The organism is Enterococcus diestrammenae, assembly GCF_049384045.1.
Lineage (GTDB): Bacteria > Bacillota > Bacilli > Lactobacillales > Enterococcaceae > Enterococcus_C > Enterococcus_C diestrammenae.
Map to the genome: position 1 here is coordinate 255,540 of NZ_JBMRGR010000002.1, position 15,515 is coordinate 271,054.

Sequence of the window (15,515 nt, forward strand, 5' to 3'; positions counted from 1 at the left end):
TGAATTAGCGAGGGTTTGCAAATAAAAATCGTCTTTTATTGGGAACTAAGTGAGGAAAGTATCAGGGAAAAGGACCAGACAGCTACCACTTACCAATTTCATTATACAAACAAACGTTCCCTTTGTAAAGAGTAGCCTTTTTTAAGACTATGAAAAAATCATGAAAAGATGTTGCGACTTTCCATGGAGGGTGTTATACTCGGCAACATAAATGGTACATCTAATGCCTATAATTACTGCTTATATATCGTCGTAATCGGTCGACAGTCTCTACCCGGTACCGTAAATACCGGACTATAAGCAAAAAAACGTGCTTAGACACTTTTTTTGCTTATGCAAAGGAGTTTCTGGGCATTTTTTTGTAGGTATAGTTATTTTAAACGATTTTCATTCGAGATTTATCATGCTTTTTGAGTGACTGGTAGCCCGGTTAGTCAGAGAGATGAAAACATGAAGGAGAGAAAGAAATGAAAGAATTGATGGGACGCATTGAAAATGACGGTCACGTCTTAGGTGAGGGCGTTTTGAAAGTGGATAGTTTTGTCACTCACCAAGTGGATCCGGTCTTGATGGAAAAGATTGGCAAACAATTTGCAGCGTGTTTTGCCGATCGTCAGATTACCAAAGTTGTGACCATTGAAGCTTCAGGCATTGCTCCTGCTTTATTTGCTGCCCAACATCTTGGTGTGCCGATGGTTTTTGCTAGAAAATCCAAGAGTCTGACTATGAATGAAGAGCTCTTGACAGCCGATGTTTATTCTTTTACGAAGCAAACAACCAGCACGATTTCGATTTCACATAAATTTTTGTCAGCAGAAGACAATGTCTTGATCGTGGATGATTTCTTGGCAAATGGTCAAGCAGCAAAAGGATTGATCGAATTGTGCCGACAAGCTGGTGCTCATGTGGATGGCATTGGAATTGTGATTGAAAAATCTTTCCAAGACGGGCGCCTATTATTAGAAGAAATGGGACTAAAAGTGGTCTCTTTAGCTCGAATTGACTCTTTGTCTGACGGCAAGGTGACTTTTTTGAAGGAGGATGCTTAATTGGAAAAGCAAACACAGACAGGCAAAGCGGCAGTATTAGGGTTACAACACTTATTGGCGATGTACGCTGGGGCAGTTGCGGTGCCTCTTTTAATTGGTACCGGTTTGGGTTTTAATGAAGAACAAATGACATATTTGATTTCGATTGATATTTTCATGTGTGGGATTGCTACCTTACTGCAGCTTACTGTTACGAAGTTTTTCGGAATTGGCTTGCCGGTAGTTTTAGGCTGTGCCATTCAAGCGGTGGCACCTCTGATTTTGATTGGTACGAAATCTGGTGTGGGGGCCATCTACGGTTCCATTATTGCCGCGGGAATTTTCGTCGTATTGATTTCCGGCGTCTTTTCAAAAATCAAAAAACTTTTCCCCCCACTAGTAACAGGGACGGTGATTACAGTCATCGGGTTAACCTTGATTCCTGTAGCGATTACCAAAATGGGCGGTGGCGATGGGACGGCCACCAATTTTGGTGACAAGGATAATCTACTCTTGGCGTTTATCACCATTGCTTTAATTATTGGGATTCAGATTTTTGCCAAAGGGTTTATCCGTTCAATTTCAGTTTTAATCGGTTTAGTCGGTGGCACGTTATTGGCTTACTTCATGGGAATGGTGGATTTCTCAGCAATTGGTCACGCTCCGATTTTCCATGTACCACAACCTTTTTACTTTGGAAAACCAACTTTTGATATATGGTCAATCTTATTGATGATCATTATTTCGATTGTCAGTATGGTAGAATCCACGGGGGTTTACTTTGCTTTAGGAGACATCACAGGTCAAGCCATCGATGAAGATGATTTGAAACGGGGCTATCGAGCAGAAGGATTAGCCGTGATTCTTGGTGGAATTTTCAATACGTTCCCTTATACTGGTTTTTCCCAAAATGTTGGGTTGGTGCAACTTTCAGGAATTAAAACTAAAAAACCGATTTACTTCTCAGCAGCCTTTTTGATTATTTTGGGTCTGTTTCCTAAAATTGGGGCCCTGGCTCAAGTGATTCCTGAACCAGTTTTAGGTGGTGGGATGCTAGTGATGTTTGGTATGGTGGCGGTCCAAGGGATGCGGATGCTTTCCAAAGTCGACTTTGACAACGATAAAAACCTATTAGTCATTGCGGTTTCCATGGGCTTTGGTTTGGGTTTCAACGTTATGCCACAACTCTTTGCCCAACTACCTGAGACTGTGCAAATGTTTACTGGCAATGGGATTGTTATCAGTTCCTTGACAGCAATCGTTCTAAACTTATTGTTTAATGGTTTGAAAGAAGAAAAAGTACCGCTTCATGATATTGTTGAAGAAGAGGTTCATGGATAGTAGCAAAAAACCGGACTGGCAACAGTTCGGTTTTTTTGGAAACAGGAGGAAGGGAATGGTTACCTTGCGTTATGTAACAAGAGCGGATTGGGGATTTTGGTTACAATTGGATCGCCATCTTACAAAAAAAGTTTTTCTAGAAAAGTGCCGCCAACAAACGGCTTTTGTTCTTTGAGCTGGCGGAATTGATGTGGGAGTGTTGCGCTACAACTTGTTTTGGGATTAGACGCCTTTTTTAAACTTGATTTATTTTGCTGAGGGGTATCGTAGTGTTGGCTTGGGTCGGCAAGCGTTGGCCTCTTGGAAAGAGAAAATGATCGAATTGGGTCACCAGTTAGGTTATGGCTTCCACCCAAGCGGATGAAACGGCTCAACATTTTATCGAAAATTAGGGTATCAAGACTGTGGTAGTCTTTGTTTAGCAAATCAAGCGTTAGAAATAATTATGATAAAAACCATCCCGCTTTCTTCGTGATCATTGAGGTGTCTCAGAAGACGAGTGCTCCTTTTTAAAACACGAACAAAAACAGGTATATAATAATAAATATTCGACATCTCTTTGACTCTTGCTTATGCTCTTGTTAAAATAAAATTGAAACTGCTAGAGAGGCAACTCTCTACAATATAAAGGAGCGAATGTATCTCATGAAACCAGAAGTTGGTGTCATTATGGGAAGTCAATCCGACTGGGAAACGATGAAGTTTGCCTGTGAAAGTCTGGATGAATTGGGGATTGCTTATATCAAGAAAGTGGTCTCTGCTCATCGAACACCGGATTTGATGTTTGAATTTGCCGAAAATGCCCGCAAAAACGGTTTGAAAGTAATTATTGCCGGAGCGGGGGGAGCAGCTCATTTGCCAGGGATGGTAGCAGCTAAAACAACATTACCGGTAATTGGTGTACCGGTCCAATCCCGAACATTAAATGGCTTGGATTCATTGTTGTCAATCGTTCAAATGCCCGGGGGTGTTCCCGTGGCCACGACAGCCATTGGAAAAGCTGGCGCGACAAATGCAGGATTACTTGCAGGTCAAATGCTTTCCATGTATGATTTAGATATCGCGCAACGCCTAGCTAACAAGCGAGAAGCAATGCGTCAATCTGTAATGGAAAGTAGTGATCAACTTGGTTAAGCCTTTAAGACCTGGAGCGGTTATCGGGATTGTTGGAGGAGGACAGCTGGGGCGGATGATGGCCATCAGTGCAAAAGAAATGGGTTTTCGCGTGGGGGTTTTAGATCCCACCGAAGATTGTCCAGCTTCACAAGTTGCCGATTGGCATATCCGTGCAAATTATGATGATATCTTAGCTTTAGAAGAATTGGCGCGCCGCTGTGCCGTGATCACTTATGAATTTGAAAATGTTAGTGTTGAAGCGTTGAATTCAATATTGCCTTATGCTTATGTTCCTCAAGGGACGGACCTGTTGGCAATTACGCAAGACCGTTTGTTGGAAAAATCATTTTTAGAAGCCAATAATATTGTGATTGCTCCTTATGAAACGATTATTAGCCCGACGGATATTCAAGATGCCATTGATCATATTGGCTATCCTTGTGTATTGAAAACGACACGAGGAGGGTATGATGGCAAAGGCCAGTATGTTTTATACAGCACAGCTGACCTGGCAGCTTCTATGAATTTGCTGCGTTCGGGTACCTGCGAACTAGAAGCGTGGATACCTTATGATAAAGAGCTTTCGGTGATGGTAGCTGGTAATGGTCGTGGGGAATATTCCGTTTTTCCAGTTGTCGAGAATATTCATCGCAACAATATTTTACACGAAACAATCGCGCCAGCCCGTGTGGATCCAGAAGTTGCCGAAGAAGCGGAACGCATCGCCACAGAAATTGCCAAAGCTTTAGATCTTCGGGGCTGTCTAGCGATTGAGATGTTTCTAACAAAAAGTGGCAGCATCTATGTCAACGAGTTGGCCCCCCGCCCTCATAATTCTGGGCACTATAGTATTGAAGCCTGCAATATGAGCCAGTTTGATGCCCATATTCGAGGGATTTGTGGTTGGCCTTTAGGGGAGGTCAAGCTGCTTTCTGAAGCGGTGATGGTGAATGTCTTAGGTGAACACTTAGAAGAGACTTATGAACTAATTGACCTAAAACCAAACTGGCAATTCCACTATTATGGCAAGGCAGCAGCCAAAAAAGGCCGTAAGATGGGCCATATTACCATCACGACAACTGATCTGTACGGAACTTTAGAAGAAATTTACCAAACCAACATTTGGGATTAACCCGAGTGATTCTTAACCAATTTTGTAAAGGAGTTTACACCCACTATGTTAGAACGCTATTCACGACCTGAGATGAGTCGAATCTGGACAGATCAAAATCGTTACCAAGCCTGGTTAGAAGTTGAGATTTTAGCCGATGAAGCTTGGGCTGAACTGGGGGAAATCCCCAAAGAAGATGTTGCTAAAATTCGCGCCAATGCCACCTTTTCCATTGAGCGTATTTTAGAGATTGAAGAAAGTACTCGTCATGATGTGGTGGCCTTCACTCGGGCGGTTTCTGAATCATTAGGTGAAGAACGAAAATGGGTCCATTATGGACTGACCAGTACCGATGTAGTGGATACCGCCTATGGCTATTTGCTGAAACAAGCCAACGATGTTTTACGACAAGATTTACAGAATTTCTTGGAGATTATCGCTAAGAAAGCCAAAGAACACAAATATACCGTCTGCATGGGGCGGACCCATGGAGTTCATGCAGAACCTACGACTTTTGGGTTGAAACTGGCGACATGGTACTCAGAAATGAAACGCAATATCCAACGGTTTGAACATGCTGCAAGAGGAGTGGAGGCAGGAAAAATCTCTGGGGCGGTGGGAACCTTTGCCAATATCCCGCCTTTTATCGAAGCGTATGTTTGTGATAAATTAGGCATCCAAGCCCAAGAGATTTCCACTCAAGTATTGCCGCGAGATCTCCATGCAGAATATTTTGCTGCTTTGGCCTTGATCGCGACTTCCATCGAACGCTTTGCAACCGAAATTCGCGGTTTGCAAAAATCCGAGACTCGAGAAGTTGAAGAGTATTTTGCTAAGGGGCAAAAAGGTTCTTCCGCTATGCCGCATAAACGCAATCCCATCGGCTCCGAAAACATGTGTGGGTTAGCCCGAGTAGTTCGCGGACATATGCTTACTGCCTATGAAGATGTGCCTTTATGGCATGAACGGGATATTTCCCATTCGTCAGCCGAACGAATTATTGTCCCTGATACCACCATTTTATTGAACTATATGCTGAATCGTTTTGGCAATATTGTCAAAAATCTAACCGTCTTTCCAGAAAATATGAAGCGCAATATGAATGCGACTTTTGGCTTGATTTATAGCCAACGGGTGATGTTGAAGCTCATCGACAAAGGGATGACTCGCGAACAAGCTTATGATTTGGTGCAACCAAAAACCGCTTTTGCTTGGGACCATCAGACGGCATTCCGACCTCTCTTGGAAGAAGACGAGAAAATTACCGCCATCTTGACTCCGGAAGATTTAGATGATGCCTTCGATTACCAATACCATTTGCGTAATGTGGACGTTATTTTTGACCGGATTGGTTTAGGGGAATAGCCCTTGATAGCTAGGGATTCATCATAGACTGGCTTATCTGCTGCTTTTTTCACTAAACCTTATTGTTAAACTGATAATCAATGAAAAAAGCCTGCAAACTCATGGAAATCCTGAGTTTGCAGGCTTTTTTAGGCTGATTACTTATGCATAAGCATTTTGCTCAATATAATAATGAAAATGACCTTCTCGTAATCGTTGGAGGAGAGCTTCGACAAAAGTGAAATCCCGCTCCTCGAGATTAAAGAAGACTTTGAAATGATAAAGATTTTTAAACAGGTGTTGTTCGTGCACTTGGGTGATAACCAACTCATCATTGTGTTGGTTGCGGTATTGTAGCGTACGCTTGCGACATTCCACGTGTCGTTTGCTAGCTCGCCGGATTTTTCGGAAAGTATAAAAAGAGGTGGTGCAGTTTTGTTGATAGACTTCCTCAACAGCTAGTAAATCGTTGAACAACGCGCGCTTTTCTTCAATAGAGAGTGCTTCTAAAAAGTCATCGATGGCCTGTTGCTGATCCAACATACGTATGCCTCCTAATCACTACTGGTTACATTGCAAATATATCATGTAAACAACAATCTGTAAACGGTTTCTTTACGGTCAAGTTCTATATTGATTTTTTATTTTTAAAATAATCGATAATCACAGATTTTCGAAATGAATTTTTAAAATATGGCTATTTTTTTAAGATGAGAAAAAACCATTTTTCCATCAATCAAAACGGCAATTAGTAGAGGGGCTGTCTGATTAATAGCGAAAAAGCCGAACGTTTGCATGCTTTTAATTTAGGAATATCAAGAATCGTGTTGACCCTCCTGATGCTGACTGTTAAAATGAAATCATCAAAAGACGAACGATTTTGCGTCTGGATATGAAGTTTGTTAATTTAGAGGGGTGCACAATGGAGAAAACGGAATTGCTCTATGAAGGTAAAGCGAAGAAGCTATACAAGACGGATCAAGAAGATATTTTGTGGGTGGAGTATTTAGATCAAGCAACGGCTCTTAATGGCGCGAAAAAGGATGCCATCAGTGGAAAAGGCGAGTTAAACAATCAGATTACTAGCCTTATTTTTGAAAAACTAGAGCGTGCCGGAATTCCATCTCATTTTATTGAAAAACGATCAAAAACCGAACAATTAGTGAAATCAGTAGCCATTATCCCTTTGGAAGTTGTTGTGCGCAATACCGCAGCCGGGAGTTTTTCTAAACGTCTAGGGATTCCAGAAGGTACAGCACTGGCTTTCCCGATTGTTGAGTTTTATTACAAAGACGATGCTTTGGATGATCCCTTTATTAACGATGATCACGTCCGGGTGCTGGATATTGCCACGACAGCAGAAATCAGCCGGATCAAAGAACTGGCGTATGCTGTGAATCAAGCTTTACTGACCGTGTTTGCCGAAGTGGGGATTCAATTGATTGATTTTAAAATTGAAGTCGGGCGAACTAAAACCGGAGACATTCTTTTAGCCGATGAGATTTCGCCAGATACCTGCCGTCTTTGGGATTTGCACACGAAAGAACACTTAGACAAGGACATCTATCGTCGTGATTTAGGGGATTTGGTCCCTGTTTATCAAGAAGTCTTACAGCGTTTAGCTGATTAAAAATTGACAAAAGAAAGGAATGCCAGCATGTATTTCGTAAAAGTTTATGTTACTTACAAAGAATCAGTATTGGACCCTCAAGGAGAAGCCGTTAAAGGGGCCGTCCATCGAATGGGTTATGAGGAAATTGAGGAAATCCGTATTGGGAAATATTTTGAAATTAAAGTAGCTAAATCTGTGGAAAACCTTGAAGAAACGATCGAAACAATCTGTGATAAATTATTGGCAAATGTCAATATGGAAACCTATCGCTACGAAATCGCTGAGATGGAGGAAGCCTAATGAAATTTGCGGTGATTGTCTTTCCTGGCTCCAACTGTGACATGGATATGTTGTGGGCGATTAAAGACGTTATGGAAGCAGATGCGGAGTATGTTCGTCACGATGCAACTAGTCTTGAAGGATTCGACGGCGTTTTGCTGCCAGGGGGCTTTTCTTATGGCGATTATTTACGCTGTGGTGCGATTGCTCGTTTTTCACCCATTATGGCGGAAGTCGTTCGTTTTGCTGATGAAGGAAAGCCCGTATTTGGGACCTGCAATGGTTTCCAAGTGTTGACGGAGGCGGGGTTATTGCCTGGGGCTTTGATTCGCAACAAATCTTTGCATTTTATTTGCAAGACGACCCCTTTAAAAGTGGCCAATGCAGATACCAAGTTTACTAGCGAATACACTGAAAATGAAATCATCCAAATTCCAGTCGCTCATGGGGAAGGCAACTATATTTGCGATGAAGAGACTTTAGCGGAGTTAAAAGCGAATAAGCAAATCGTTTTTACTTATCAGGAAGATATCAACGGCAGTATGGAAAATATCGCCGGAATCATTAATAAACAAGGCAACGTTTTGGGGATGATGCCTCATCCCGAACGAGCAATGGAAGAATTACTCGGCTCTGATGATGGCAAGCGTTTCTTTGCTTCTATTTTGAAAAATTTCGGAAAGGTGTCTGTGACCAAATGACTTATTTAGAACCAACACCACAACAGATTAAAGAAGAAAAAATTTATCAGCAATGGGGACTGACGGATGAGGAATACCGTTTAATTGCCGAGGAAATTTTAGGTCGGATGCCGAATTATACCGAGACAGGTTTGTTTTCGGTGATGTGGAGTGAACATTGTTCTTATAAAAATTCAAAACCTGTGTTACGCAAATTTCCTACGACAGGGCCGCAAGTACTGCAAGGTCCGGGAGAAGGCGCGGGTATCGTGGACATTGGTGATGGTCAAGCGGTTGTTTTCAAAGCCGAAAGTCATAACCATCCCTCAGCGGTTGAACCGTATGAAGGCGCCGCAACTGGTGTCGGTGGCATTATTCGCGATATCTTTTCCATGGGGGCCCGACCGATTGCCGTATTGGATTCCTTGCGTTTTGGCGAGCTGGACAACCCTCGGACTAAGTACCTATTAGAAGAAATTGTCGCTGGTATTTCCGGATATGGGAACTGTATCGGGATTCCGACAGTTGGTGGGGAAGTTGCATTTGATCCTTGTTATGCTGGCAATCCTTTGGTCAATGCCATGTGTGTCGGCTTAATCGATCACAAAGATATCCAAAAAGGTCAAGCAAAAGGTGTCGGCAACGCTATTATGTACGTAGGAGCTAAAACCGGCCGGGATGGGATTCATGGTGCAACCTTTGCCTCAGAAGAATTTTCAGAAGGGGAAGAACAACAGCGTTCGGCTGTGCAAGTCGGGGATCCCTTCATGGAAAAACTGCTTTTGGAAGCTTGCTTAGAGTTGATTTTAGATCATTCTGATATTTTGGTGGGAATCCAAGATATGGGAGCGGCTGGTCTGGTATCTTCTAGTTCTGAGATGGCCTCAAAGGCTGGCTCAGGCTTGAAGCTGTATCTGGATGATGTGCCACAGCGGGAAACCGGCATGACGCCTTATGAAATGATGCTTTCCGAATCCCAAGAACGGATGCTAATCTGTGTTGAAAAAGGTACCGAGGATCAAGTGGTTGCACTTTTCCAAAAATATGATTTGGATGCGGTGACTATCGGTGAAGTGACTGATGATGGTTTGTACCGTTTGTATCACAAAGGTGTGGAAGTAGCCAATCTCCCAGTAGATGCCTTGGCAGAAGATGCACCAACCTATTACAAAGAATATCAAGAACCAGCCCGGATCAAAGAATTTGCTAACTTAGCGGATTTTGTACCAACAGTGGCAAATGCGACGGAGACTTTGGAAAAACTCTTGCAACAACCGACGATTGCTTCGAAAAAAATGATTTATGAAACCTATGATGCCCAAGTCCGTACCAATACAGTGGTGTTACCAGGCTCTGATGCGGCGGTCTTGCGGGTACGAGGAACCGAAAAAGCCTTGGCGATGACGACGGACTGCAATGCTCGTTATCTATATTTGAATCCGGAAATTGGCGGACAGATTGCGGTGGCAGAAGCTGCCCGTAATATTGTCGCTTCCGGTGGCAAACCTTTGGCCATCACTGACTGTCTTAACTATGGCTCACCGGATAAGCCAGAAGTTTTCTGGGAGTTGTGGACTTCTGCTGATGGGATTGCCGAGGCGTGTCGGGTCTTGGATACACCGGTTATTTCCGGAAATGTCTCTTTGTATAATGAAACTGATAGCAAAGCGATTTATCCTACGCCGATGATTGGGATGGTGGGATTGGTGGAAAACCTGTCTCATATCACTACCCAAGAGTTTAAAGAAGCGGGTGACCTGATTTATCTAGTGGGTGAAACGAATGCGGACTTCAATGGTTCAGAAATCCAAAAAATGCAGTTGGGCCGGATTGAAGGAAAGCTGATGGCATTTGATTTGGCAACTGAAAAAGCCCATCAAGACCTTGTATTAGCAGCGATTCAAGCAGGTTTGGTGGCAAGTGCTCATGATTGTGCGGAAGGTGGTTTAGCGGTAGCAATAGCGGAAGCGACTTTCAAAAATGGGTTAGGGGTTACAGTCAAAATGGATCTGCCTAAAGAATTGTTGTTTGCCGAAACGCAATCCCGTTTTGTTCTTTCAGTCAAACCAGAAAAGCAAGCAGCTTTTGAAGCGTTAGCTAAAGAGTTGGCTCAACCAATTGGTCAAGTAACAACAGATGGGGAAATTCGCTTGGAAACAGTTGATGAAGTTGTAACTTTATCAGTTCAACGAGGGAAGGAACTATGGGAGGAAGCTATTCCATGTCTTATGAAGTAAAAAGTCTAAACGAAGAATGTGGCATTTTCGGCGTCTGGGGTCACCCAGACGCTGCACGTGTCACTTATTTTGGCTTGCATAGTCTGCAACATCGGGGACAAGAAGGTGCAGGGATTGTCGCAAACCACGAAGGAAAACTTTCTGGCTATCGGGACTTGGGTCTTTTATCTGAAGTGTTTAAAGATGACCGTGATTTGGAAAACTTACAAGGCTCAGCGGCGATTGGTCACGTTCGTTACGCGACTGCTGGAAATGGTAGCGTGGATAATATTCAACCCTTTTTGTTCAAATTTTACGATTGTTCATGTGGCTTAGCTCACAATGGAAACTTAACCAATGCTCGTAGCTTACGAACAGAATTGGAGAGGGATGGGGCGATTTTCCATTCTAACTCTGACACTGAGATTTTGATGCACTTAATCCGTCGTAGCAAAGCAGACAACTGGTTGGACCAGTTGAAAGAAGCGCTAAATACGGTACAAGGTGGTTTTGCCTATATTCTCATGCGGGAAGATTGCATGGTGGCGGCACTAGATGCCAATGGCTTCCGTCCTTTAGCGATTGGTCAAATGAAAAATGGCGCTTATGTGATTGCCTCTGAAACCTGTGCGTTGGAAGTGATTGGGGCGGAGTTTGTCCGAGATGTGCAGCCGGGGGAAATCATCATAGTCAATGATGAGGGCTTTACTGTTGATCATTTTACAGAAGAAACCCAACACGCCATTTGCTCCATGGAATATGTCTACTTTGCTCGACCAGATTCAAATATTGCTGGGGTCAACGTGCATACCGCCCGCAAAAACATGGGTCGACGGCTAGCTAAAGAAGCCCCAGTTGATGCGGATATGGTTATTGGCGTCCCTAATTCATCCTTATCTGCAGCTAGTGGCTTTTCCGAAGCTTCGGGGATTCCTTATGAAATGGGCTTGGTGAAAAACCAATACATCGCTCGGACCTTTATCCAACCGACACAAGAATTGCGAGAACAAGGGGTGCGGATGAAACTGTCCGCTGTCCGTGGGGTTGTCGAAGGGAAGAAAGTCATCATGGTGGATGATTCCATCGTGCGGGGGACCACTAGTCGTCGAATCGTCCAACTGTTAAAAGAAGCTGGGGCCAAAGAAGTTCATGTGCGGATTGCCTCGCCTCCTTTGAAATACCCTTGTTTTTATGGCATTGATATCCAGACACGAAAAGAATTGATTGCCGCCAACCATACGATTGCGGAAATTTGTGAATGTATCGGTGCCGATTCCTTAAGCTTTTTAAGTGAAGAGGGCTTGATTGATGCGATTGGTTTGGATTTTGACGCCCCTTATTCAGGGTTGTGTATGGCGTATTTCAACGGGGATTACCCCACACCCTTGTATGATTATGAAGAGCAGTACCAAGCCTCTTTGAAAGAAAAAGTCTCTTTCTTCAATTTGTAAGCAGATAAAATAGCGGATAGGATAGTAGTCTTCTTCCCGCAAAAAAGGAGAAATCAATCATGGCAAATGCCTATCAAAAAGCTGGTGTCGATGTCGAAGCTGGCTATGAAGTTGTAGCGCGTATCAAAAAACATGTGAAAAAAACCGAACGTCTCGGGGTGATGGGAGCGATTGGTGGCTTTGGAGGTTGCTTTGATCTCAGTCAGATTGACGTCAAAGAGCCGGTCTTGATTTCCGGAACTGATGGCGTGGGTACTAAATTAATGGTGGCCATCCAAGCGGACAAACACGATACGATTGGGATTGACTGCGTGGCCATGTGTGTCAATGATATTGTCGCCCAAGGAGCAGAACCTTTATATTTTTTGGACTACATTGCTACAGGGAAAAATGTACCTGCTCGTCTGGAACAAGTAGTAGCCGGTGTCGCTGAGGGATGTGTCCAAGCTGGGGCAGCCTTGATTGGCGGCGAAACAGCTGAAATGCCAGGTATGTATGATGATGCGGATTATGATTTAGCTGGTTTTGCAGTGGGAGTCGCTGAAAAATCCCAATTGGTGACTGGCGAAAAGATTCAAGCTGGAGATGTTTTACTTGGTTTGACTTCTTCCGGGATCCATTCAAACGGCTACTCCTTGGTGCGTAAAGTCTTCTTTGAAATGAATGACTTTACCACCGACAGCCACCTGCCAGAGTTTCCAGAACAACCCTTAGGTGAGGTATTGCTAACACCAACACGGATTTATGTAAAGCAGTTGTTACCGTTAGTAAAACAAGAGTTAGTCCATGGAATTGCCCATATTACTGGTGGTGGTTTTGTGGAGAATATTCCTCGGATGCTGCCAGCGGGCTTAAGCGCGAAGATTGCGACGGATACTTGGCCGGTGCCGGCTGTTTTTTCAGCCTTAGAAAAATACGGTCAAATTCCGCATCATGAAATGTACGAAATCTTTAATATGGGTATCGGCATGGTTTTGGCTGTGGCTCCTGAAAAAGTAGCAGAAGTCAAAGAAGTCTTAGTGGCAATCGATGAAGCTTGTTATGAGCTGGGAGAAGTGGTTGCCGATTCAGACCAAGCCATTCACCTAGTTGGAGCAAAACTATGAGATACGCCGTTCTAGCTTCAGGCAATGGCAGTAATTTTGAAGCCATCATCACTGCTAGTAAACGGGGCCAAATCCCGGGTACCTTAGCACTAGTTTTTTCGGATCAACCAGAAGCCTTCGTTTTGCAACGGGCTCAAGCCCATCAGGTGCCAGCCACAAGTTTCACTGTGAAAGAAAAAGGCGGCAAACAAGCTTATGAAGCTGCTCTGTTGGCCCTATTAAAAGCTGAAAAGATCGATTACCTCGTATTGGCCGGCTACATGCGAATTATCGGACCCGAGCTAATTGCAGCTTTTCCGAGTCGCATCATCAATATCCATCCTTCTCTTTTGCCGGCTTTTCCGGGACTTCACGGCATTGAAGATGCCTTCAAATACGGCGTAAAAGTCACCGGCGTCACGGTGCACTTTGTGGACCAAGGGGTGGATACAGGTCCGATTATCGCACAACAAGCGGTAACCATTGGTAAATTGGATACGTTGGATACCTTAGAGGAAAAAATCCATCAAGTAGAGCATCGCCTTTACCCAGCTGTTTTACAACAATTGTTTGCTGAAAAATAAGAAAAACTTGCAATCATAATAATAAAGGGGAATCATCATGAAAAAACGGGCATTAATTAGCGTTTCCGATAAAACCGGTATTTTGGAGTTTGCCAAAGAACTTTTGACCACAGGCTTCGAGATTATTTCAACCGGTGGCACCAAAAAAGCTTTGGAGGAAGCTGGCATTGCCACATTAGGAATTGAAGAAGTGACCGGCTTTCCAGAGATGATGGATGGTCGCGTCAAGACCTTACATCCGTTAATTCACGGTGGTTTATTAGGTCGGAGGGATTTACAAACCCATTTGGATGCGATGGCCGAACATGGCATCACGCCAATTGATGTGGTAGTCGTAAATTTGTATCCCTTTAAAGAAACTATTTCAAAAACAGATGTGACCGAAGCCGATGCCATCGAAAATATCGATATCGGAGGCCCGTCAATGTTACGGTCAGCTGCCAAAAATTTTGCGGCGGTGACGGTTTTAGTGGATCCAGCTGACTATCAACAAGTTGCGATGGAGTTAAAGACGGAGGGTGAGACAACCCTTGCCACTCGTAAAGCGCTAGCCGCGAAAGTTTTTCGTCACACGGCGGCCTATGATGCCTTAATCGCTGGGTATCTGACGGAACTTGTGGATGAGACTCAGCCAGAAAAACTGACATTGACTTATGATTTGAAACAGTCCTTGCGTTATGGAGAAAACAGCCACCAAAAGGCTGCCTTTTACCAAGATGCCTTACCTGTGACTTACTCCATCGCGGCTGCCAAACAGCTCCATGGAAAAGAGCTGTCTTACAATAATATCAAGGATGCCGACGCGGCGCTACGAATTGCTCGGGAGTTTGATGAACCTGCAGTAGTCGCTTTGAAACATATGAATCCTTGTGGTATTGGGACAGCGGCAACGATTGAAGAAGCTTATGATTTTGCCTATGATGCTGATCCTGTTTCGATTTTTGGCGGTATTTTAGTAGCTAATCGAGAAATCGATTTGGCAACGGCTGAAAAAATGCACAAACTCTTTTTAGAAATCATCATCGCGCCAGCTTTTGCTCCGGAGGCTTTCGAAGTGTTGAGCGCTAAGAAAAACTTGCGCCTAATGACTCTTGATTTTAGTGAAAAAAATCAAACTACCGCTTCTGAAAAGGTGTCTGTCTTAGGTGGTTTGTTAGTACAAGACCAAGATGTGATAAAAGAAACACCACAAGCTTGGCAGGTGGTCACCAAACGGCAACCAACAGCAGAAGAGTTGACGGCACTCGCTTTTGCTTGGAAAGCTGTCAAACATGTGAAATCCAATGCGATTGTTTTGGCAAACCATCACCAAACCGTGGGAATCGGTGCGGGGCAAATGAATCGAGTGGGTTCAGTAAAAATCGCTATTCAACAAGCAGAAGCAGCGGATAAAATGGCGGGGGCCGTTTTAGCTTCTGATGCGTTTTTCCCAATGGGAGATAGCGTGACTTACGCGGCAGAACATGGTATCAAAGCCATCATCCAACCTGGCGGTAGCATCAAAGACCAACAATCGATTGAAGCTGCTGATGAAGCAGGAATCGCTATGGTCTTCACGGATGTGCGCCATTTCCGTCATTAATAAAGAATGATTGTCTTTTTCGGGGGATGGGGCAATCATTTGTTACTACTGTTTCAAGAACGTTAGGGTTTGCCTGGAACTTTTAT

15 protein-coding genes and 1 riboswitch are annotated in these 15,515 nt (G+C 43.7%); of the genes, 14 read left to right on the plus strand and 1 reads right to left on the minus strand.

Annotated elements, in window-relative coordinates; translation table 11 throughout:
- Positions 1 to 220 precede the first annotated feature (220 nt).
- Positions 221 to 317: riboswitch (purine riboswitch) on the plus strand.
- A 150-nt stretch (positions 318 to 467) separates the two neighbouring features.
- The 6 genes from ACO03U_RS02700 (at position 468) to purB (ending at position 5,961) form a co-directional block, all read left to right on the plus strand.
- Positions 468 to 1,049, plus strand: coding sequence for a xanthine phosphoribosyltransferase (locus ACO03U_RS02700; protein ID WP_204685255.1), 582 nt, complete (start codon positions 468 to 470; stop codon positions 1,047 to 1,049).
- The gene (locus tag ACO03U_RS02705; protein WP_204685256.1) at positions 1,050 to 2,369 is read left to right on the plus strand and encodes a nucleobase:cation symporter-2 family protein; all 1,320 of its coding nucleotides are present in this window, start codon (positions 1,050 to 1,052) and stop codon (positions 2,367 to 2,369) included.
- Positions 2,362 to 2,544: a hypothetical protein gene (locus tag ACO03U_RS02710; protein WP_204685257.1), complete on the plus strand. Its 183-nt coding sequence runs from the start codon at positions 2,362 to 2,364 to the stop codon at positions 2,542 to 2,544. Before ACO03U_RS02705 ends, ACO03U_RS02710 begins: the two co-directional genes overlap by 8 nt.
- Positions 2,545 to 3,014: 470 nt before the next feature.
- Entirely contained in the window at positions 3,015 to 3,503 is a 489-nt protein-coding gene (gene purE, locus ACO03U_RS02715) for a 5-(carboxyamino)imidazole ribonucleotide mutase (protein WP_204685258.1), read from the plus strand.
- Positions 3,496 to 4,617, plus strand: a complete 1,122-nt coding sequence (gene purK / locus ACO03U_RS02720) for a 5-(carboxyamino)imidazole ribonucleotide synthase (protein WP_202625797.1) — start codon at positions 3,496 to 3,498, stop codon at positions 4,615 to 4,617. Before purE ends, purK begins: the two co-directional genes overlap by 8 nt.
- A 45-nt stretch (positions 4,618 to 4,662) precedes the next feature.
- Entirely contained in the window at positions 4,663 to 5,961 is a 1,299-nt protein-coding gene (purB, locus tag ACO03U_RS02725) for an adenylosuccinate lyase (RefSeq protein ID WP_204685259.1), read from the plus strand.
- A 141-nt stretch (positions 5,962 to 6,102) separates the two neighbouring features.
- Here the strand turns inward: purB and ACO03U_RS02730 are convergent, their stop codons facing one another.
- A complete protein-coding gene (locus tag ACO03U_RS02730) occupies positions 6,103 to 6,483 on the minus strand; it encodes a hypothetical protein (protein ID WP_161868540.1) in 381 nt (126 codons plus the stop codon).
- A 379-nt stretch (positions 6,484 to 6,862) separates the two neighbouring features.
- Between ACO03U_RS02730 and purC the strand changes: the two genes are divergently transcribed.
- From purC to purH, 8 genes are read left to right on the plus strand one after another with little or no spacing between them, the layout of a single operon-like run.
- The gene (purC, locus tag ACO03U_RS02735; protein WP_204685260.1) at positions 6,863 to 7,570 is read left to right on the plus strand and encodes a phosphoribosylaminoimidazolesuccinocarboxamide synthase; all 708 of its coding nucleotides are present in this window, start codon (positions 6,863 to 6,865) and stop codon (positions 7,568 to 7,570) included.
- Positions 7,571 to 7,597: 27 nt separating this feature from the next.
- Positions 7,598 to 7,852 carry a phosphoribosylformylglycinamidine synthase subunit PurS gene (gene purS / locus ACO03U_RS02740; protein ID WP_161868542.1) on the plus strand — a complete coding sequence of 85 codons (255 nt, stop codon included), beginning with the start codon at positions 7,598 to 7,600 and terminating at the stop codon, positions 7,850 to 7,852.
- Complete coding sequence (gene purQ, locus ACO03U_RS02745) at positions 7,852 to 8,532, plus strand: phosphoribosylformylglycinamidine synthase subunit PurQ (RefSeq protein ID WP_161868543.1); 681 nt, start codon at positions 7,852 to 7,854, stop codon at positions 8,530 to 8,532. The genes purS and purQ overlap by 1 nt, the downstream gene beginning before the upstream one ends.
- Entirely contained in the window at positions 8,529 to 10,748 is a 2,220-nt protein-coding gene (purL, locus tag ACO03U_RS02750; RefSeq protein WP_204685261.1) for a phosphoribosylformylglycinamidine synthase subunit PurL, read from the plus strand. The genes purQ and purL overlap by 4 nt, the downstream gene beginning before the upstream one ends.
- On the plus strand, positions 10,733 to 12,178 hold the full coding sequence (gene purF, locus ACO03U_RS02755) for an amidophosphoribosyltransferase (protein ID WP_204685262.1): 1,446 nt from the start codon (positions 10,733 to 10,735) through the stop codon (positions 12,176 to 12,178). Before purL ends, purF begins: the two co-directional genes overlap by 16 nt.
- A gap of 59 nt (positions 12,179 to 12,237) precedes the next feature.
- Positions 12,238 to 13,284 (plus strand): phosphoribosylformylglycinamidine cyclo-ligase, encoded by a 1,047-nt coding sequence (purM, locus tag ACO03U_RS02760; protein ID WP_204685263.1) that lies wholly within the window; start codon positions 12,238 to 12,240, stop codon positions 13,282 to 13,284.
- Positions 13,281 to 13,847, plus strand: a complete 567-nt coding sequence (gene purN / locus ACO03U_RS02765) for a phosphoribosylglycinamide formyltransferase (protein WP_204685264.1) — start codon at positions 13,281 to 13,283, stop codon at positions 13,845 to 13,847. The genes purM and purN overlap by 4 nt, the downstream gene beginning before the upstream one ends.
- Positions 13,848 to 13,884: 37 nt before the next feature.
- Positions 13,885 to 15,429: a bifunctional phosphoribosylaminoimidazolecarboxamide formyltransferase/IMP cyclohydrolase gene (gene purH / locus ACO03U_RS02770; protein WP_204685266.1), complete on the plus strand. Its 1,545-nt coding sequence runs from the start codon at positions 13,885 to 13,887 to the stop codon at positions 15,427 to 15,429.
- The last annotated feature ends 86 nt before the right edge of the window (positions 15,430 to 15,515 follow it).